Source organism: Lonepinella sp. BR2357, assembly GCF_051851525.1.
Classification (GTDB): domain Bacteria; phylum Pseudomonadota; class Gammaproteobacteria; order Enterobacterales; family Pasteurellaceae; genus Lonepinella.
Genome location: NZ_JBPDVG010000006.1, coordinates 76,505 through 96,959 on the forward strand (window position 1 = coordinate 76,505; position 20,455 = coordinate 96,959).

Genomic DNA, 20,455 nt, shown 5'->3' on the forward strand with positions numbered 1-20,455 from the left:
AAAATCACTCATGTTTTTCTCCTGTTATTGTCATTTAAAATGAATTATCTAATCCGCTTTTCATTCTATCAGTTTAATTTATTTTTTCATACATTTTTTGTGGTTTTCACTTTATAATAAGATAAATTATTAGGAGATAACTATGGCAACTATTAAAGACGTGGCGAAAATGGCGGGCGTTTCCACCACGACCGTTTCACATGTCATCAATAACACAAGGCATGTGGCAGAAGATACCAAAAAGGCGGTATTGGATGCTATTCAGCAACTGCATTATTCCCCCAGTGCCGTGGCTCGTAGCTTAAAAATCAATACCACGAAATCCATTGGTATGATCGTGACGACCAGTGAGGCACCTTATTTTGCGGAAATTATTCATGCTGTCGAAAATCATTGTTATCGTCAAGGTTACTCATTATTTTTATGTAATACACAAAATGATGCGGAAAAAATCAAAAATCATTTAGACATGCTCGCCAAAAAACGAGTCGATGGCGTGTTAATCATGTGTGCAGAATATCATCAGGAAAGTATTGATTTATTCAATAATTTCAAAGGATTACCCATGGTGGTAATGGAATGGGGTATTCAACATAGTCACAGCGATATGATTTTGGATAACAGTTTTCAAGGAGGTTATTTAGCCACCCAATATTTAATCGAAAATGGCCATCAAAAAATCGGCATTATTTCTGGTGAACTCAGTAAAACCACAGCAAAAACTCGTTTTCAAGGTTTTGAAAAAGCCATCCATGAGGCGGGATTAACGACCCATCCGAACTGGATTCAAGAGGGCTTTTTTGAACCTGAAGATGGCTATGAATGTATGAATAAAATCTTAGCCCAACAGGAATTACCCACCGCCGTGTTCTGTTGTAATGATGTCATGGCCTTAGGTGCCATTTCTGCGATTACCGAAAAAGGCTTACGTGTGCCAGATGATATTTCGATTATCGGTTATGATAATATTCATTCTTCTCGCTTTTACGCCCCGCCACTGACGACGATTCATCAATCCAAAGCTCGTTTGGGTGAGCAAGCATTAAAATTACTCTTTGAACGAATTCATCATAAGAATCATGAGAAAGAAGTGATTGAAATTTATCCTGAATTGGTGGTGCGGAAATCGGTGAAAAATCTCCTAGCGACTTAAACGTATGGAATAAAATAATCTATTATGTTGCCATTCAAAAACAAAAGTCGGGAAAATCCCGACTTTTTTCACCGCACTGTTGAATTATGCAGCTTTCACCGCATTGGCAATTTCTTCCGCACATTGTTGAGCAAGTGTGCCGTCTTGGCATTCTACCATCACACGAATCAATGGCTCTGTGCCTGATTTACGCAATAAAATTCGTCCTTTACCGGTTAAACGTTTTTCTACGTCTGCAGCAATCGCTTTGACTGCGTCACTTTCTAATGGATTTGCACCGCCTGCAAAACGTACATTAATTAATACTTGTGGGAACAATGGCACAGCGGAGACCAGTTCATTTAGGCTCAATTTATGTTGTACCATGGCGGTTAATACAGCCAATGAGGCAATAATACCGTCACCAGTCGTATTTTTATCGGCAATAATAATATGCCCTGAATTTTCACCGCCAAATTTCCAGTTATTTTCTTGCATTTTTTCCAACACATAACGGTCGCCCACATTGGCTCGTAAGAACGGCACGCCTAATTGTTTTAAGGCAATTTCTAAGCTCATATTGCTCATTAATGTGCCCACTACGCCACCTTTCAGGTTGCCAGCACGCAAAGCCTCACGGGCAATAATATAGAGAATTTGGTCACCGTCTACTTTGTTACCCAAATGATCCACCATCATAATGCGGTCACCGTCGCCGTCATAAGCCAAACCGACATCCGCCCCCACTTCCAATACTTTTGCTTGCAAGGCTTTAATATCAGTGGCTCCACATTTTTCATTAATATTCAGGCCATCTGGGTCGGTACCGATTTCAATGACCTCCGCTCCCAACTCTCGCATAACGCTTGGGGCAATATGATAAGTGGCGCCATTGGCACAATCCACCACAATTTTATACCCCTCTAAACTCAATTCTGTCGGGAAGGTGCCTTTACAAAATTCAATATAACGTCCCGCCGCATCATTAATACGACTGGCCTTACCTAATTCTGCGGACGCCACGCAGTCCATGGGTTGATCTAACATGCTTTCAATGGATTCTTCTACGTCATCCGGTAATTTTGTCCCTTGGGCAGAGAAGAATTTAATGCCGTTATCATCATAAGGATTATGTGAGGCTGAAATTACCACGCCCGCCTCTGCACGGAAAGTGCGAGTTAAGTAAGCGACAGCAGGCGTTGGCATTGGACCGACAAAGACAGCGGATAAACCTGCTGCGGTTAATCCAGCCTCTAAGGCGGATTCCAACATATAGCCTGAAATTCGGGTATCTTTTCCGATTAAGACTTTTTTGGAGCCTTGTGTGGCAAGTACTTTTCCTGCGGCCCAACCGAGTTTTAGGGCGAAGTCAGGGGTGATGGGGAAAGTGCCGACTTTTCCACGGACACCGTCGGTACCGAAATATTTACGTTCTGACATTTTGTTTCCTTTTTGTTTAAATTATTTTTCTGTTTTAATTGAAATTTTTCTTTTAATCGAAATCGGGTTTCGCCGTTGGCGACTTACTTTTCTTTGCTTCGCCAAAGAAAAGTAAGCAAAAGAAAGGCGACCCCGATTTTGCCTTGTTTCCTGAAAATAGTTAAATTTGCTTAACGGAAAAGTTGTAAACTCGCTACGCTCAAACAGTACAACTTTTCCTACAAATTTAACTATTTTCAGGCGGCAAAGACGGGGCCCCAGTCGTCATTACCGCAAAAAAAACAATCCCCTCTCCCTCAGGGAGAGGGCTAGGGTGAGGGTTTACCCATTTGCTATTTTCCTAAAAATTGAATTATTTTCAGGCGGCAAAGACGGGGCCCCAGTCGTCATTACCGCAAAAAAACAGTCCCCTCTCCCTCTGGGAGAGGGCTAGGGTGAGGGTTTACCCATTCATCATAGCCCGCCAAATCTTTAATGTATCAGCAGTTTCTTCTACATCATGCACTCGCAAAATCGTTGCACCATTTTGGGCGGCTAATAACGCCCCTGTCACACTGCCGATTAATCTTTTTTCTACGGGTTTATCCAACACGGCCCCTAACATAGATTTTCTTGAAAGCCCTGCCAACACGGGGTAACCTTGTACGGCAAAAATAGCCAACTGTTGCAATAATTTAAAATTATGTTGCACCGTTTTACCAAATCCAAAGCCGGGATCCCAAATCACATTTTCTGGCTTTCCACCTTGTTGCAAAAAAACTGCGGTGCGATTTTGTAGGAATTTTAGCACATCTTCCACCACATTTTCATAATGTGGATTAGCTTGCATGGTGCGAGGTTGGCCTTGCATGTGCATAAGGCAAGTGGGCAAACCCAATGTTATCGCCGTATCTAAAGCATTCGGTTCCTGTAAAGCACGAATATCATTAATCATATCCATCCCCACCTTGGCACTTTCTTGCATCACAACAGCTTTTGAGGTATCGACCGAAATCCAGCAATCAAAACGTTTTCGTACAGCCTCTACCAATGGCACAACGCGTGCCAACTCTTCTTGTTCGGAAACTTCTTCGGCGTGAGGGCGAGTGGATTCACCGCCAATGTCAATGATAGTTGCCCCCGCGTTGAGCATTTTTTCTACTTGAAATAAGGCTTTGTCTAATTGAAAAAATTGACCGCTATCGGAAAAAGAATCTGGGGTGAAATTTAAAATGCCCATAATTTGCGGTTGGGATAAATCTAAGACTTTATTATTGGCTTGCAGTTTCATGTTGATGATGTGATGAATTAAAATATGCAACATTATAGCGAAATATTCTGGAAATAAACAGAAAAAGCAAAAATATAAAAGGAACACAATAATAGATCTGCCCACTTTATTTTTATCGCATATTTAATAAACGCGAGAAAACACAAAAAATAATCAAATTAATAACGATTATTATTTACACACTACCTAAAATAGGTTAAAATCCGCCCACTTTTTTTTTCATTTTGTATAAATCATGTTCAGCGTAAAAAAACCGTTTTCTTTTTATCTTCAGGCATTGATAGGAATAACTGTAAGTTATTCCTCATTAGCTGCTAATGAGCCGATTTTGCCTGCGGATGCCTCTATTCCTGAAAAAATTGTTCCAATTGCTGAATCGAAACAGCAACCGAAAAAACTGGCGGATTTTCCTCGCACTGCGTTCCAATATGTGTATGATGAACAGCAATTAGCGCAGAATTTTTCTGCCACCGAACAATTGCTTAACCTTGCCATCAATTCAGGGCAATTGGCGCATATTGAAAACTTGCTCAAAATCTACCGCACTTTTCCGCAACAAGATCCGATTTTGGTGCTATTTGCCGAAGCACAAATTGCTAAACTCACCGGCAATCACCGCCTCGCCATTGATCGCTATCGTCAAATTATCGCCGAACGCTCAGATTTAACGCCAGTGCGGATTCAATTGGCGATTTCCTTGTTTAACACCCAACAAGATAGCGCCGCCCAAGATCAATTTGAAAAAGCCTTAGCGGATCCCGCCTTGCCTTCGGATATTCGTGGATTGGTGCAAGCCTATAAAGACGCTTTGGATAAACGTGATAGTTGGTCATGGAGTTTTTCAGCCAACTATTTGCGCACCGACAACGTCAACAATGCGTCTTCTGAGCGTTATTTAGAAAATACCGCCTTTGTCAAAGGCGATTCTATGTTGCCACAAAAAGCCCATGGTATAGGTTATCAAGTTGGCTTAGAACGGGATTTTAATATTGTCAACGGACATTATTTACACGTCGAAAATGCACTGTATGGTCGCAATTATTGGGATGCACATGATTATGATGAAATCATTAACCGCACCCTACTTGGCTACCGCTACAAAAACGAGAAAACCCAATGGTCGCTCTTGCCCTTTAATGAACAACAATGGTACGGCGGGCATCGTTATAAACGTGCCATTGGCGGACGAGGGGAATTAGTTCATTGGCTTACGCCGAATTGGCAAGTGTCTACCGCGTTGGAATATGGTAAAAACAGTTATGCTCAAAATGACAATTTAGAAGGCAACAGCAAAATCGCCTCGCTTACCCTATTATGGCGTCGTTCGCCTCGCCAATATTTTTATGGGGGCGTGGATTTTATTCGCGAGACCACCCAAGTTCGCCATTACAGCTATGATTTAAAATCTGCTCGCCTCGGTTGGGGACAAGAATGGCATTGGGGCATTTCCTCCCGAGTCAGTTTTTCTGCTTCAAAACGCGAATACAAAGACAATCTTTCTTTAGGGGCAAATTTCCACTTTGACCGTACCAGAGAAGATGAAATTTACCAAATTAACACCGCACTTTGGAAACGCGATTGGCACATTTGGGGCATTACCCCGAAATTAAATTATCGCTGGAAAAAACAACGCAGTAATTTTTCTAGCCTGTATTCCTACACAGACAAGGGCATCACCCTGTCCTTGGAAAAAACCTTTTAACTTTCATTTTCACTTTTTATGAGGAACTTTTTAAATGCGTAAAAACACATTTAATCTTGCAGTAAAACTTTTGTTATCTCTTGGTATCGCCGTTGGCTTAGGGGCTTGCTCAAGCAGTGGCGGTAGCTCAGGTGCCCCTGCCACCACCAATGTCAGCCCAACTGCGGACGAGGAGAATATCGCAATTGCGGCAGCTAAAGTGGCTCAAGCCAAAGCGGAAGCTGATGCAGCCGCAGCTCAAGCTGCATTAACGGAAGCCTTGAAGGCTGCCAAAACGGCAGAGGAAGCCTTAGCTGTGGCACAGGATACCGCCAGCAAAGCCGCTAGCCTTGCTCAAAGCGATTTAGATAAAGCCAATGCGGATTTAAAGGCTGCGTTAGAAGATGTGAAAAAAGCGGAAGAAGCTCTTGCTAACCAAAACAGCTCATCTGAAGAATTGGTTAACGCTCAAAAGGCACTGGCTTCCGCAGAAAAAGAATTGCTTGCTGCTCAAACAGAGTTAACGTCTACGAAACTCGCCTTGACCAATGCGCAAACGGCACAAACAGAAGCAGAAAAAGCCGCTCAAAAAGCGAAAATAGCTCAAGAGGCTGCGGAAAAAGAAGCCGCTGATGCAAAAACTGCTCAAGCGAATGCAGAACAGGACGCCAAAGATGCCAAAACCGCTCAAGCGAATGCAGAACAGGATGCCAAAGATGCCAAAACAGCTCAAGCAGAAGCTGAAACCAAAGTAGCGGATGCGGAAACGAAAGCGGCAGAAGCGGATGCTAAAGTCGCCAAAGCAGAACAAAAAGTCGCTGATGTTGTGACAGAACAAGTGAAAACCGTTTCAACAACAGGCGCTTATGCGAATCAATATGCAAACTCTGCTGATAAAAACAAAGCTTTCTTTGAAGCAAAACTTTGTCAAGATAGTGGAACGGTATGTGGACGACTATATCCATATACTTCTAATACCGGCGTAACTACTCAAGCATCTGAAACTAAAGGTGCAGGAACGGGTTCAGTATTAGCAGTGGTAACAGGTCCTGATACCAATACGCTAATGGGAAGTCAACAAAATGCCTATTCGGGTTTTGCGATTATTCGTGAAGCACATAATTTAGATAATCCTACAGCAACACCTGTAAACTCTTATGTCACCTATGTAGAAACCCCAACGACTGATAAAGCTCAAGTGGTAAATGCCACTTATCGTGGTGTAGCACATTACACGACCGCCAACAAAAATGCCTATACAATTCATGTTCAACCATTAACTACTGATTCTGCTCGTGAAGCAGAAACTGGCTTAACTTTAATCGTAAATGATGGTGTAGTAACAGGTAAAATTGATACATCGACTACTGTTGCTAATGCAGCCAAACGTAACTTAGTTACTCTTAACGAAGCTACTGTTTATTCAGGAAATGGCATTGTTGGCTTCTCTGGTGATGCCACATTTAACGGTACTAACCTTGGTTTAGAAAATACAGCAACGAATATTTCAGGTACTTATTCTGGTCAATTCGCAGGTACAGATGCCAAAGAAGTCGTTGGCGTATTTAGCACTGACAGTACTGAAAAAAGTACTTCTGTACAAGGTGCATTCGCTGGACAACGTCAGGAATAATCTTGCGAATCTAACCCAAAGTGCGGTGTAAAACTCATAAATTTTACACCGCACTTTATACACATTTTAACTTAACGGAACATTTTTAATTTATGCGTAAATTCTCAAATCTTGCCATGACCCTTTTGGTTTCACTCGGGGCAATTTCCTTAACCGCTTGCTCATCAGGCTCGAATAACGTCCCAGGTGTGTCTGTTCCTGAAAATAACCTCGACCGTGTTCAAGGTTATCTTGCCGAGGGTAACACCGAACTTGCCACCGCTCAAGCCAGCCTAACCGCGGCTCAAGAAGCCTTAAATCGTGCGGAAGCTGCCACCACCGTGGCGGAAAGAAACGCGGCATTAAGTGAAGCGGAACGTTTACTTGCCTTAGCCAATACCTCGCTAACCAATGCAGATAAACAATTAAACAGCAATACCAACGATTATTTATCTTCGTCAACGGCGGCTTCCAGCACGATTGTGAATGATATAAACGCGGCTCGTGCTGCGCTCAGCAAAACGCAAGCAGAGTTAAAGACAGTTGCCAGTCAATATAACCAAATCAATGCATTAGCCACTGCCCAAGAGGAAGCCGAAGCGGCGGCGATTAAAGCCAAAGAAGAGGCGGAAGCCGCCGCACTGGCTGCTCAAAAAGCCGCTGAAGATGCCGAAGCAGCAAAAAAAGCGGCGGAACAAGAAGCAGCTACTGCTCAAGCTCTAGCGGATGCAGAGAAAGCAGCAAAAGAAGCAGAAGAAGCGAAAAAAGCAGCGGAAGCCGCAGCAGCAGCTGCCAAAACAGCAGAAGAAGCCGCAGCCGCAGCCCAAGCTGCCAAGGAAGCCGAAGAGGCTGCAAAAGCTGCGGCTGAAGCCTTAGCAGCCGCACAAGCTGCCGAGGAAGAACGCAAAGCCGCTCAAGCCGCAGAAACTGCAGCTAAAGCAGCAGAAGAAGCGGCTAATTTAGCAGCTGCTGAAGCTCAAGCAAAATTTGCGGCGAGTACCACAGACTATGTAATCAAGAAAACCGACTCCGTAGTACATGCCTATGCCACCGAAGAAATGCGTGATCGTTTATTAACGGAAATCAAAGGACGTGATAATAATTTTGGTGTTTCAGCCAAACAAAATAACTACGATTACTATAACTGTTCCAACCAAGCCTCAAACGCTTGTGGCTATTATCAGCAATATACGACTTCTTCTGGTGAAGTGAGAACATCCAGTCAAGCCAACAGCTCAAGAGATACTTTCCGTTATGATGCCGATAGCAATAGTTTTGTGAATGTGCCTCAAGCAACAGAAGCAGGCTCAATCGTTGTACATTACACACCGAATGGAGCAAGTTCTTACGCAGGCTATGCAGTTTTGCGAGAAGAAAATACCAGTGATGTCGATTATACCAAGACCAACGCCGTACATAGCTATGTGAGCTTAGTGGATTCACAAAACAAAACCACCGACAAAACAGCAGTAACCAATGCCACTTATAAAGGTTACGCATCCCATAGTGGAACAGGTGCGGCAGTCCAAACTAGCCCGTTTGAGTTATATGTGAATGACGATAATGTGTCAGGCGTGGTATACCAAACACAGACCACTCGTGGCAGAACGCGTACCATTGCTGTATTTGATAATACGGAAGTGACAGTAAGTAATGGTGGCGTTGGCTTTTCTGGAACAGCTTATATGCTAGACTCTGGGGATATTTTAACATCAGGCTGGAATGATGGAACAAATGCACCGCCTGCGACAGTTGATTCATTAAAACCTGCATCAGGCAAAGAAATCGTCACAGGCACTTACCAAGGCTCATTTGCAGGCGATCAAGCCCAAGAAGTATCAGGCACATTTGAGGGGTATAAAGACAATGCTCTTTATATGCAAGGTGCATTCTCAGGTGCAAAATAATCACGAATAAGGAGCGAAATTATGCGTAAATTTACTTATTCTCTTCTTGCTAGCAGTATTTGGGCAGGCTTAGCCTTGCCCGTGATGGCGGAAGAAAATACAGAAACCGCCAATACGGAAAGTTTAGAAACCATTGTGGTGAGCGGTTCTTCCTTTAGCCAACAAATGGGCACACAGATCATTACGGCAGAAAAAATTAAACATACGCCGATTCGTAATAGCCATATTACGGAATTATTACGCACCAATCCGAACGTACAATTTTCCAATAAAGCGGACAGTGCGGATAATGCAGGCGATATTAAGCCCAATGAAGTGTCTTTCCACGGGGAAAAATACTGGGAAAATAACTTTATCATTGATGGCATGTCCAATAATGATAACTTAAACCCAGGGGCAGATGCCCGTTCTGTTGATACCAACAACCCTTACGATCTGCCAGACGGTAACTCGCAATCGTTGTGGATCGATCCGTCTTTGCTCAAAACTGTGGAAGTGTTTGACAGCAATATTTCCGCCAAATACGGCAATTTCACAGGCGGTGTGATCAATGCGGAATTAAAAGATCCGAATTTAGAAGGCCCAGAGGGACGAGTCTATTATCGTACTACGCGGAGTGCGTGGGCAGATTATTATGCGTCGGGCGATACTAGCAATAACCGCTACTTAAATATTCACGAACATTATGTGAAACATAGCTACGGTTTTGTGGCAAGTACACCGTTAAGCGACAAGGCTGCTCTCACCTTTGCTTATGATCGCACCACCTCTGATATTGACTATTATCATACGGAATTAGTGCATGCCGATGGTAGCCGTGTGCCAAGTCATCAAAAACGGGTGAATGAAACGTTCTTATTGCGAGGCGTGTATTTGCCTGACAACGGCGATTTATGGCGTGCTACTTTGATTTATTCACCACATAAATCTGAAAAACCACGTGATAACGTGGTGAACGGGCGTTATACCGATACAGGCGGTGGCGTGCAAGGTAGTATTGAATGGGAAAAAGAGTTTGCCAATCTCAAAATGAAAACCCATATTGGCTATAAAAAAACGGGCGATGAAGTAGAAAACGACAGTGCCGATTATGTCCGTTATGCCAAAGAATTTAGCGAGGATTATCTGAACGAACAAACCTACGGCGGTTATGGTCGCGTTTATACCCAAAAAGAAAGTTTTACCGCGAAACAAGATTTCACGGTCAATGAAATCGATTGGGGCCCAACTCGCCATAAAATCAGCTTTGGTTGGTCGGCAGAACGCTCTAAAGCCCAATACAAACGTGATGTTCCCACCACACAATATTATTATGTTACCAACACGGGCGTGGTCTGTAACGGCGCGGAACATTGTATTGACGGCGAACAATATGCCCGCAATAGCCAATATTTCTATGCACGCAATGTGAAAGCCAGCGATGATGATTACGGTGCGTATATTCAAGATCAAATCAATTGGGGACGTTTAGAGGCGAACCTTGGTTTGCGTGTGGATTACAACCGATTCTACGGCAATACTTCTCTCGCGCATCGTTTATCCGCTTCTTATGATGTGTTTGACGATCAAAGTACTCAAGTCTTTACGGGGTTAAACCGCTATTATGCTCGCTCCAATTTAAGCTATAAACTGCGTGAGGGCATTATGGGACGCGATACCTATCGCCGTAATTACAACGGTGTTAATGCAGACGGCACGTTGAGCGAGTGGCAGCTTTATAGTTCAGGCGATGTGAACGTGCCACGCCTGATGAATAAAGTAAAAACCCCTTATAACGATGAAGTGGTGCTTGGCTTTAACCAAAAATTATGGGGCAATAATCTGACCTTTAAATGGGTACATCGTAACGGTCGCGATCAATTAACCTCGCAACAACGCATTGTAAATGGTAAAGCCTATTATGTGTTAGTCAATGATGGTACATCCAGCAATAATACCTACTCGGTGACCTTTTCTTCACCTGAAGCCTATAAATTAGGTTTTATGGAAATGGGCTGGTCGGTTGCAGGTTCGATTTATCGTTACAAAAATAACAACCGCCATTATGATGCCACCGCTTCGGATGTGAATACCAAAGCCATCTATAACAACCGCTTATATGATGCCTCCGAACTGCCACCAGCGGACTTTAATGCCCCTTGGAAAGTGATTGGGACAATTAGCACCAAATTCCCAAGCATTAATTTGGCGTGGGATCACACCTTGAGCTATCAAGGCAAGAAAACCCAAATGACGACACAAAATAATAACTCATACTGTAACGGTGCAAACAGCAACACCGCAACATTACGCAGTATTTGTGGCGATTATGTGGGCGAAGTGGTGAATTATTATGATGAAACCATTGCAGGGCATTTTAACCTTGACTGGCGTTTTACTTACACTCAACCAATCAAAAATACACAATACCTTGAATTAACCTTGGATGTGAACAACGTACTTAACAAACAAGTCCCTGTTAGCACCCGTGCCAATTCCAATGTGAAACCCGTTTGGCGAATGGGACGTAATTTCTGGTTTGGGGTAAGTTATAATTGGTAATAATGTCAATGTTTACCTTGTAAATCCCCCCCACACTAACCTGTGGGGGTTAACCTGTAAATAAAAACAGATAAATTGACTTTATATCGCGATATTGATAGACTACGATGCAGTTCGTTTATGGAGAAAATGGTATATGAAACCCTCTGAATTAATGCAACAATGCCGACCACAATTACAACATATTTTCCAAAAATATCCCGATATTCAGCAGGCTTATATTTTTGGTTCGGTAGCTCGTGGTGATGATACAGAAAAGAGTGATTTAGATATTATGCTACACTACCCTAAAGGCATGAATTTATTTGTTTTAGGAGGCTTACAAGATGATATTGAACAATTATTTCCCAATTTAAAAATTGATCTTATTAATGCTCGGCACTATTCCACGACTTTTTATCCAACAGAAAATCAATTAATTTATGAACGCCCTAATTAAACTGACACGTTACTTAAATATTATCGCTATGGCTTGCAAAGATATTATTGAATTTGTAGGCGATAGTGATTTTGAACAACTCGTTATTATCCCTGTGTTTCTTGACAAAATAAACGCATTACAAACTCAACTCCATTCATAAAATCCGCCATAGAGCCACCGAAATGCAACTTATATTTTCCCTTTTTTTTCTCTTTTTTACTTTATTCGCTCAAGCTGAAATCCCCCAGCCCATTCAAGGACAACTCGACAACGGTTTTCGTTATGCTCTGCTACCTTTGCATAGCGAAAAAAATCATGTAGAAATTCGCCTGAAAGTCAATGCAGGAGCAGTGGATGAAACCGATGATCAAACGGGTGTTGCGCATATGGTGGAACATTTAACCTTTCGTGCTTCGGAAAAATATCCCCATGGCATTATGCCCTATTTACATGCTCAACAATGGCAACGCGGACAACATTATAATGCGGTGACCAATAATGACAGCACCACTTACATGTTCTCTCCCCCACACAAACCCGATTTAAATCAACTGTTTGATGTGCTATCTCAAATGCTGTTTCACGCTAAAATCACTGCAACAGATTTAGATGATGAACGTAAAATTATCCTCGAAGAATGGCGACAAGGGCAAGGTGTGGCAGAGCGCATGAATCGTTTACGCACCAATACGGTGCGAATCGATTCCCGTTATACTCGCTCCCCTGTTATTGGCTCGCAAGAAAGCATTCTAACCATGCCCGCCGAAAACCTGCAAAATTTCTACCGCACTTGGTATGTACCGAACAATATGCAATTGCTGATTGTGGGCGATATTGATGGGGAACAAACAGAACGCTTCATTCAGCAGTATTTTGCCCCGATTCCAGCCAAAACATTGCCGCAACGGGATTATTATGAACCTCGCTTAAGCGATACATTACGCACCATTCAATTGCAAGATCCGCAAAGTGGCATGAGCCAAGTAGCTTATATTGTCCGCTTTGATGAAAAGTATTTACGCCAACAAAGCGAACAAGGGCGTTACCTACGTTTATTGGATCGCATTGCCTTAAATTTACTTACGCAACGTTTACGCAACCAACAAAGCGAACTTCCACAAGGGGTCAACAGCCTTGTGGTGCGGAAATCAGAAATTGGTAAAAATACGGTAGCATTGGGCATTTTTGCAGGGGTGGATGAACAATCCCATACTCAAGGCTTACAACAAATTTTTAATGAAATTGAACGCCTTAAACAGCACCCTTTTACTCAACAGGATTTAGCCAAACAAAAAGCCCTGATTCAACAACAAATTGATAAAGCTCGCCAAGCCAATAACGAGCGAGATTTTGCCAAATGGGTACAAGTGATGCAAGAAACCTTGCTCGCCGATAAACCCTATTATAGCCAACAGGAACTCGTCGAATTGACCGAACCCTTATTGCAAAAAATCACCCTTGATGAGGTGAATCGGCATATTCAGCGTTGGTTTCAACAGCCAGATCGCATTGTGCAATATCAAGCACCTCGTTTAACCCAAATTGAACCGATCACACAAGAAATGGTGGTGAATTTGCAACAAAAAACAGAAAAAATGCGTTTTTCTGAACCTGTGCAAGAAAAAATTATTCCCTTAAAAACCTTTCCTGAGATAACACAAACAGGATCGATTATCGCGGAAAAAGCCTATCCCGAACAGAATGTGATCTACTTTACGCTCTCCAATGGCGATAAAGTGGTTTGGTTAAAAAGCGAACTGGCTAATGACAGCACTTATTTTCAAACCCAAAGCAGTGCAGGTTTTCAGGGGGAAGGGCTAGGTTATTGGCAAAGCCAAATTGCCAGCCAATTGCTTATGCAAAATGCCCCTCGAGATTGGACGGAAGAAGAAATTCAACATTGGAAAAAACAGCATAATATCAACTTACTAGCCAAACAAAGTGAACAAAAATTATCTTTTAGTGCGGTGGTTAAAAATACTCATTTGGCGGATTTGTTGCGTTTATATTATGCCTATCAACAGGAAACCACGATTACGCAAGGCTTAAAAGATGTCAAAAAACAAATGATCCGCCACCTTGATTTAACCCGTAAAGACACCTTAGAAAATCAACAAATTAAAGCACTTACGCAATTACGTTACGGCGTCGAACGCACGGATGTGCTACCAACCTTGGCAGAATTGCAGGATCTTAACTATCAAAATTTACAACAACAATGGCAACAAATGCGGGCTACCCCGACCACTTATTATGTGCTAAATAATATGGAATACGACCAAATAAAAACGGTTATTCAACAATATTTAAGCACGATTCCACGCCAACAAGCCCTTGCAAGCCAGCAAACCCTGCCATTGACGGGCGTTGACCGCCGTGATTTTGCCATGAATATCGCCCCGAAAAATGACGTACGACTTTGGACATTCCAACCCCACAAATGGCAAGGAAAAGATGCCGTATTAGTATCCTTACTTCGCCAAATTGCTAGCCAAAAACTCAAATTATCCTTACGCGATAAACATCTCGGCGTATATAGCTTACGCTTTGAAAGCCAGCTCAACCCAGAAACACAACGCATTGAAAGCGAACTGCATTTCACAGCCAATCCCGCCAAAACCCATGAGCTTATCAAACAAGCTCAACAAGTATTACAGCATTTGGCAGAACAAATTACCGAAAGCGATGTACAATCGGCGAAAAAACAATTTATACAAGCCGAAAAAGAACGCCAAAAATCCCCCTATATTTGGTTAAATCGCTTAATGTTAAGCGACAATCAATTCAATTCGCCCCAATATCTCACCGAATTGAACCAATTGGCGGAAAACATCACCCTTGATAACATTCAAGAAATGGCAAAACAGATTTATCAACCAAACAATGTCAAAGTGTTTGTTATCACGCAGAAAACAGAAAAATAAGAGAAATGACAGCGCAATTTTTTACAGGGATGGAACAAAAATAAAAATCCCAAAAAAACACCGCACTTTTGGGATTTTTATTGTGGGCGAGCTTATTTCAGTGCGCCCTAATTATTTAGGAACAGATTACCCGAGTCCTTTACATGAAGATAAGTTAAAGTTGTACCTTAAAAATCTTTGCCATTTTTATCCGCACTTTCTATTGTCGAAGTTGGATTATTAGATTGAGGCGCCTCAGTCTTATCTTCTGGCTGAGTCGGTTCATCCTGTTTCTTGTCATCCCAACCACTCGGTGCCGTCACAGGTTCACGGTTCATCAGTTGTTTAATTTGTTCTTCTTCAATGGTTTCATATTTTACTAAGGCATCTTTCATGGCATGTAAAATATCCATATTATCGACCAAAATTTGTCTGGCACGCTCGTAGTTTCTCGCCACGATAGCACGGACTTCTTCATCAATCACGTGAGCCGTTTCATCAGACATATGTTTGGCTTTTGCCATAGAACGTCCTAAGAAAACTTCACCATCATCTTCAGTATACAAAATCGGGCCAAGTTTATCCGAGAATCCCCATTGGGTCACCATATTACGCGCAATATTGGTGGCCACTTTAATATCGTTAGAGGCGCCCGTAGAAATATTTTCTTCGCCATAAATCAAGTCTTCCGCTAAACGTCCTGCATACAAAGTAGAAAGTTTACTTTCTAATTGTTTTTGGCTAATACTCACCTGATCGCCCTCTGGTAAGAAGAACGTCACCCCTAAGGCACGGCCTCGTGGAATAATGGTTACTTTATGCACAGGATCATGTTCTGGCACCAAATAACCCACAATGGCATGCCCTGCCTCATGATAAGCCGTGCTTTCTTTTTGTTTGTCGGTCATAATCATGGTGCGACGTTCAGGCCCCATATTGATTTTGTCTTTGGCTTTTTCAAAATCTAACATGGTCACCACACGTTTGTTACTACGGGCGGCAAACAATGCGGCCTCGTTCACAAGGTTAGCCAAGTCGGCGCCTGAATAGCCCGGTGTGCCACGAGCGAGGGTCATTGCGTCAACATCTTTTTCAATCGGTACTTTACGCATATGTACTTTAAGAATTTGCTCACGACCCCGAACGTCTGGCAAACCTACCACCACTTGACGGTCAAAACGACCGGGACGAACCAAGGCGGGATCCAGTACATCAGGGCGGTTGGTGGCCGCAATCACGATAATCCCCTCTTTGCCCTCAAAACCGTCCATTTCCACTAGCATTTGGTTTAACGTTTGTTCACGTTCATCATGACCACCGCCTAAGCCGGCACCACGTTGACGGCCAACCGCATCAATTTCATCAATAAAAATTAAACAAGGGGCATTTTTCTTCGCTTGTTCAAACATATCACGAACACGAGAGGCGCCCACGCCCACAAACATTTCCACAAAGTCCGATCCCGAAATCGTGAAAAATGGCACTTTTGCCTCACCCGCAATGGCTTTAGCAATCAAGGTTTTACCAGTACCTGGAGGACCCACCATTAATACGCCTTTCGGAATTTTACCGCCAAGATTTTGGAATTTACTTGGATCACGTAAGAAGTCCACGATTTCGCCCACTTCTTCTTTAGCTTCATCACAACCCGCCACATCCGCAAAGGTGGTTTTAATTTGCTCTTTATTCAGCATTTTAGCACGGCTTTTACCAAAGCTCATGGCCTTACCGCCACCGCCTTGCATTTGACGCATAAAGAACACCCACACGCCGACCAAAAATAGCATTGGGAACCAAGACACTAAAATTTGCGAGAACAAACTACGTTGTTCTGGCAATGCACCCTCAACTTTGACTTTTTGTTTTAACAAGTCGTTGAGAATTTGACGATCTTCTAATGGGGTTGGTAATACGGTGGTATATTTGGTACCATCTCGTTTAGTAACAAAAATTTCTCCGACTTCATTAAATTTCGTTTGGGAAATTTGTTGATTTTCCACATCTGTCATAAATGTTGTGTAATCAATACGACTCGTCGAATCAGTTGAATTAAATCCTTGGTATGCTGTCATCATCACGACGGCAATAACCACCCAAAGGACCAGATTTTTAATCATATCGTTCAAGGTTTGACCCCATTGTTATTAAAGTTAAAAAATTGTTGTTAGCTTACTATAAAATGACCATTAATCAAAACAATCAATGCAATTAATGTTTATAACCCGTCGCCACAATATACACTTCACGGGAACGTTCTCTTGAGGCTTCCGGTTTACGCACTTTCACGACACTAAATAATGCGCGAATTTCACGTAAATAGTCATCAAATCCCTCGCCTTGGAACACTTTCACCACAAAACTCCCTTTGTTGGCTAACACCTGTTTGCACATATCCAAGGCCAATTCGACCAAATACATGGCCCGTGGGATATCTACTGAGGGCATGCCACTAAAGTTGGGGGCCATATCCGACATGACCACATCTACTTTAGCCTCGCCCACGCGTTCCAATAATGCTGCAAGCACATTTTCATCACGAAAATCCCCTTGCAAGAAATCCACGCCCACCATCGGATCCATTTCCAAAATATCACAAGCAATCACTCGACCTTTGCCGCCGATTTGAGTCACCACATATTGCGACCAACCCCCCGGTGCAGCACCAAGATCCACGACGGTCATGCCTTGCTTAAACAAGCGATCAGTTTGCTGAATTTCGTCGAGTTTAAAGTAAGCCCGAGAGCGCAATTTCTGCTTATGCGCTTTCTGTACAAATTGATCTTTAAAATGTTCATTTAACCAACGGCTTGAACTTGCCGATCTTTTTCTTCCCATAATTTCTTAAATTTTGTGGTAGTTTCCTTAATATAAGGGTAAAATTGCCGAATTCAACCAAACTGCGGTATTTTTCACCGCACTTTTTTACAATTAGGATATTATTTATGTCAATGACATTATCAACCAAACAAAAACAATTTTTGAAAGGCCTCGCCCATCATTTAAATCCTGTCGTCATGCTCGGCGGTAACGGATTAACCGAGGGGGTACTTGCTGAAATTGACAATGCGTTAAATCATCACGAACTGATTAAAGTCAAAGTGGCGGGAGCCGATCGTGACACTAAACAACTGATTATTGACGCCATTGTACGTGAAACGCAATCCGTTGCAGTACAAACCATTGGCCACATTGTGGTGCTATATCGTCAAAGCGAAGATAAAAAAATTCAGTTGCCGAAGAAATAACCCTCACCCTAGCCCTCTCCCATAGGGAGAGGGAATTTTCCCGAGATAAGAAAAATAATCCTCACATTGGGAGCAAATTTTACAGCCTCTCCCTTTGGGAAAGGACGGAGAAAATCCGTTAGGATTTTCGGGAAGTGAGGGTATTATTTATATTCCACTTCCACAATATCAAATTCCACTTTTCCGCCTGGCGTGGTAATTGTCACGGTATCATCAACCTCTTTGCCAACCAATCCACGAGCAATGGGAGAATTTACCGAGATCAAGCCTTGCTTAATATCCGCCTCATCATCACCGACAATTTGATAACTCACTTCTTCTTCCGTATCGACATTCAGCAACACCACCGTTGCCCCAAAAATTACCTTACCATTATTTGGCATTTTGGTGACATCAATAATTTGACAATTCGCCAGTTTACCCTCAATTTCTTGAATACGCCCCTCGCAAAAGCCTTGTTGCTCACGGGCCGCATGATATTCTGCGTTTTCTTTTAAATCACCATGTTCACGCGCTTCGGCAATGGCTTTAATAATTTCTGGACGGCGGGTATTTTTTAAGAAATCAAGTTCCTCTCTTAATAATGCTGCGCCACGCACGGTCATTGGAATTTGTTTTAACATCAATCCATTTCCTTTTTTTAGGTAAAAACAAAACCACGGCATTGTTTTTTATTTGCTTTTTAGGCAATGGCAATGTCGTAGTCTATTAAAAATGTCAGGTTAATAGAGAAAAATATTTACTCTCTCTTATTCAGGGGCTATTATTGTTCGTCTGACAAAAAATAGCAACCCCAAAAACACAACAATGAAAAATTTAAGCAAAAAATGGCTATTTACAAGCCTCCTCTTTTCTTCTCAACTCTTTGCTCAGGTGGATGTTCCCACCATTGCACAACAACTTCCCCAAGGCACAAGTTTAGGTTTTGTGGCCAAAAATCTGCAAACTAATCAAATTGTGGCACAACATAATGCGAGTACCTTTATGCTGCCAGCCAGTACACAAAAAGTATTCACTGCGCTGGCTGCGAAATTAACCTTAGGCGATCAATTTCAATTTGAAACGAGTTTGTTGACCAACGGCAAAGTGCAAAATAACAGCTTAAACGGTGATTTAGTGGTAAAATTTACTGGCGATCCCGATTTAACCAGTGGCCAACTTTATACCTTATTAGCTCAACTAAAAAAACAAAATATTCAAAAAATCACTGGTAATCTCATTTTAGATACGTCAATTTTTGCTAGTCATGATCGGGGTTCAGGTTGGATTTGGAATGATTTAACCATGTGTTTTAATGCACCGCCAGCCGCCGCTAATATTGACAATAACTGCTTTTATGTAGATTTAGATGCCAATCAAAGTGTCGGTGAAAATGTTAAATTTAACATACCTTCGCAATTCCCCATTCAGATCTTTGGTCAGGTGCAAGTAGTAAGTAATGAAGAATCCAATTATTGCCAACTTGATGCTGTGGTTCATGACAACAACCGCTATCAAATCAAAGGTTGTATGGCCAGACAAAGTAAACCTTTTGGGCTAAGTTTCGCCGTGCAAGATCCCGATGCTTATGCAGCAGCAATCGTACAACGTCAATTAAGCCGTTTAGGTATTCAGTTTAACGGTCATGTGCAAATTCCACACCGTCCACAGAAAGGTACATTATTAGCTCAACATTTCTCTAAACCACTGCCGGATTTATTGAAAAAAATGATGAAAAAATCCGATAACCAAATTGCGGATGCCCTTTTCCGTTCCGTGGCTTATCGATATTACCAACGTCCAGCCTCTTTTAATTTAGGCGCCATGGCATTAAAAAATATTTTGGCTAAACAAGCAGGTATCAAATTTGGTAATAGTATTGTGGCTGACGGCTCGGGGTTATCACGACATAATCTCATCGCACCAGAAACCATGTTACAAGCGCTTGAATATATAGCGAAAAATGAAAGTACATTACATCTATTAGAAACCTTTCCGATTGCGGGTGTGGACGGTACGATCAGTGGGCGTGGTGGTTTAATCCAACCGCCTTTAGTGAAAAACGTGATCGCCAAAACAGGATCGCTGAAAGGCGTTTATAATTTAGCGGGTTTTATAACCAATGCCCGTGGTGAGAAAATCGCTTTCGTGCAGTTTATTAATGGTTATTCCACAGGTGAGTTAGAAAATAAAACCAAACGTGCGCCATTAGTACAATTTGAAAGTCAGATTTATAATAAAATCTATCAGGAATAGCCTTGCGCTAAGAAAAATAAGGGTTCTCCATATTGAGAACCCTTTTTTATCATAAGATGAAATAAAAC

The 20,455-nt window shown here is 42.2% G+C and carries 14 protein-coding genes; 9 read left to right on the plus strand and 5 right to left on the minus strand.

Annotated elements, in window-relative coordinates; all coding sequences use genetic code 11:
- Positions 1 to 142: 142 nt before the first annotated feature.
- The gene (purR, locus tag ACTG7L_RS05280; protein WP_439327713.1) at positions 143 to 1,153 is read left to right on the plus strand and encodes an HTH-type transcriptional repressor PurR; all 1,011 of its coding nucleotides are present in this window, start codon (positions 143 to 145) and stop codon (positions 1,151 to 1,153) included.
- A gap of 84 nt (positions 1,154 to 1,237) precedes the next feature.
- Here purR and glmM read toward each other — a convergent pair whose 3' ends face one another.
- Together glmM and folP are read right to left on the minus strand one after the other, a co-directional pair.
- A complete protein-coding gene (gene glmM / locus ACTG7L_RS05285; protein WP_439327714.1) occupies positions 1,238 to 2,572 on the minus strand; it encodes a phosphoglucosamine mutase in 1,335 nt (444 codons plus the stop codon).
- A 442-nt stretch (positions 2,573 to 3,014) separates the two neighbouring features.
- The gene (gene folP / locus ACTG7L_RS05290; protein WP_439327767.1) at positions 3,015 to 3,842 is read right to left on the minus strand and encodes a dihydropteroate synthase; all 828 of its coding nucleotides are present in this window, start codon (positions 3,840 to 3,842) and stop codon (positions 3,015 to 3,017) included.
- Between the two features lie 277 nt (positions 3,843 to 4,119).
- Between folP and ACTG7L_RS05295 the strand changes: the two genes are divergently transcribed.
- From ACTG7L_RS05295 to ACTG7L_RS05320, 6 genes are all read left to right on the plus strand, one after another.
- Entirely contained in the window at positions 4,120 to 5,544 is a 1,425-nt protein-coding gene (locus ACTG7L_RS05295) for a surface lipoprotein assembly modifier (protein ID WP_439327715.1), read from the plus strand.
- A gap of 34 nt (positions 5,545 to 5,578) precedes the next feature.
- Positions 5,579 to 7,156, plus strand: a complete 1,578-nt coding sequence (locus tag ACTG7L_RS05300) for a hypothetical protein (protein ID WP_439327716.1) — start codon at positions 5,579 to 5,581, stop codon at positions 7,154 to 7,156.
- Between the two features lie 92 nt (positions 7,157 to 7,248).
- The gene (locus tag ACTG7L_RS05305) at positions 7,249 to 9,042 is read left to right on the plus strand and encodes a hypothetical protein (RefSeq protein ID WP_439327717.1); all 1,794 of its coding nucleotides are present in this window, start codon (positions 7,249 to 7,251) and stop codon (positions 9,040 to 9,042) included.
- A gap of 21 nt (positions 9,043 to 9,063) precedes the next feature.
- Positions 9,064 to 11,583, plus strand: coding sequence for a TonB-dependent receptor plug domain-containing protein (locus ACTG7L_RS05310; protein WP_439327718.1), 2,520 nt, complete (start codon positions 9,064 to 9,066; stop codon positions 11,581 to 11,583).
- Positions 11,584 to 11,719: 136 nt separating this feature from the next.
- Positions 11,720 to 12,022, plus strand: a complete 303-nt coding sequence (locus ACTG7L_RS05315; protein ID WP_439327719.1) for a nucleotidyltransferase family protein — start codon at positions 11,720 to 11,722, stop codon at positions 12,020 to 12,022.
- Positions 12,023 to 12,186: 164 nt separating this feature from the next.
- On the plus strand, positions 12,187 to 14,928 hold the full coding sequence (locus ACTG7L_RS05320; protein WP_439327720.1) for an insulinase family protein: 2,742 nt from the start codon (positions 12,187 to 12,189) through the stop codon (positions 14,926 to 14,928).
- A 167-nt stretch (positions 14,929 to 15,095) separates the two neighbouring features.
- Here ACTG7L_RS05320 and ftsH read toward each other — a convergent pair whose 3' ends face one another.
- Positions 15,096 to 17,024, minus strand: coding sequence for an ATP-dependent zinc metalloprotease FtsH (gene ftsH, locus ACTG7L_RS05325; protein WP_439327768.1), 1,929 nt, complete (start codon positions 17,022 to 17,024; stop codon positions 15,096 to 15,098).
- A 91-nt stretch (positions 17,025 to 17,115) separates the two neighbouring features.
- Complete coding sequence (gene rlmE, locus ACTG7L_RS05330; protein WP_439242533.1) at positions 17,116 to 17,742, minus strand: 23S rRNA (uridine(2552)-2'-O)-methyltransferase RlmE; 627 nt, start codon at positions 17,740 to 17,742, stop codon at positions 17,116 to 17,118.
- Between the two features lie 107 nt (positions 17,743 to 17,849).
- Between rlmE and yhbY the strand changes: the two genes are divergently transcribed.
- Positions 17,850 to 18,152, plus strand: coding sequence for a ribosome assembly RNA-binding protein YhbY (gene yhbY / locus ACTG7L_RS05335; protein WP_439242531.1), 303 nt, complete (start codon positions 17,850 to 17,852; stop codon positions 18,150 to 18,152).
- Positions 18,153 to 18,295: 143 nt separating this feature from the next.
- Here the strand turns inward: yhbY and greA are convergent, their stop codons facing one another.
- Positions 18,296 to 18,775 (minus strand): transcription elongation factor GreA, encoded by a 480-nt coding sequence (greA, locus tag ACTG7L_RS05340; protein ID WP_439242529.1) that lies wholly within the window; start codon positions 18,773 to 18,775, stop codon positions 18,296 to 18,298.
- Positions 18,776 to 18,959: 184 nt separating this feature from the next.
- Between greA and dacB the strand changes: the two genes are divergently transcribed.
- Entirely contained in the window at positions 18,960 to 20,387 is a 1,428-nt protein-coding gene (gene dacB, locus ACTG7L_RS05345; protein ID WP_439327721.1) for a serine-type D-Ala-D-Ala carboxypeptidase, read from the plus strand.
- Positions 20,388 to 20,455 lie beyond the last annotated feature (68 nt).

Coding starts and splice junctions, on each gene's coding strand:
- ftsH (WP_439327768.1), bottom strand. CDS start 17,024: ATGATTAAAAATCTGGTCCTTTGGGTGGTTATTGCCGTCGTGATGATG.
- purR (WP_439327713.1), top strand. CDS start 143: ATGGCAACTATTAAAGACGTGGCGAAAATGGCGGGCGTTTCCACCACG.
- ACTG7L_RS05300 (WP_439327716.1), top strand. CDS start 5,579: ATGCGTAAAAACACATTTAATCTTGCAGTAAAACTTTTGTTATCTCTT.
- dacB (WP_439327721.1), top strand. CDS start 18,960: ATGAAAAATTTAAGCAAAAAATGGCTATTTACAAGCCTCCTCTTTTCT.
- ACTG7L_RS05310 (WP_439327718.1), top strand. CDS start 9,064: ATGCGTAAATTTACTTATTCTCTTCTTGCTAGCAGTATTTGGGCAGGC.
- ACTG7L_RS05315 (WP_439327719.1), top strand. CDS start 11,720: ATGAAACCCTCTGAATTAATGCAACAATGCCGACCACAATTACAACAT.
- yhbY (WP_439242531.1), top strand. CDS start 17,850: ATGTCAATGACATTATCAACCAAACAAAAACAATTTTTGAAAGGCCTC.
- greA (WP_439242529.1), bottom strand. CDS start 18,775: ATGTTAAAACAAATTCCAATGACCGTGCGTGGCGCAGCATTATTAAGA.
- ACTG7L_RS05305 (WP_439327717.1), top strand. CDS start 7,249: ATGCGTAAATTCTCAAATCTTGCCATGACCCTTTTGGTTTCACTCGGG.
- folP (WP_439327767.1), bottom strand. CDS start 3,842: ATGAAACTGCAAGCCAATAATAAAGTCTTAGATTTATCCCAACCGCAA.
- rlmE (WP_439242533.1), bottom strand. CDS start 17,742: ATGGGAAGAAAAAGATCGGCAAGTTCAAGCCGTTGGTTAAATGAACAT.
- glmM (WP_439327714.1), bottom strand. CDS start 2,572: ATGTCAGAACGTAAATATTTCGGTACCGACGGTGTCCGTGGAAAAGTC.
- ACTG7L_RS05320 (WP_439327720.1), top strand. CDS start 12,187: ATGCAACTTATATTTTCCCTTTTTTTTCTCTTTTTTACTTTATTCGCT.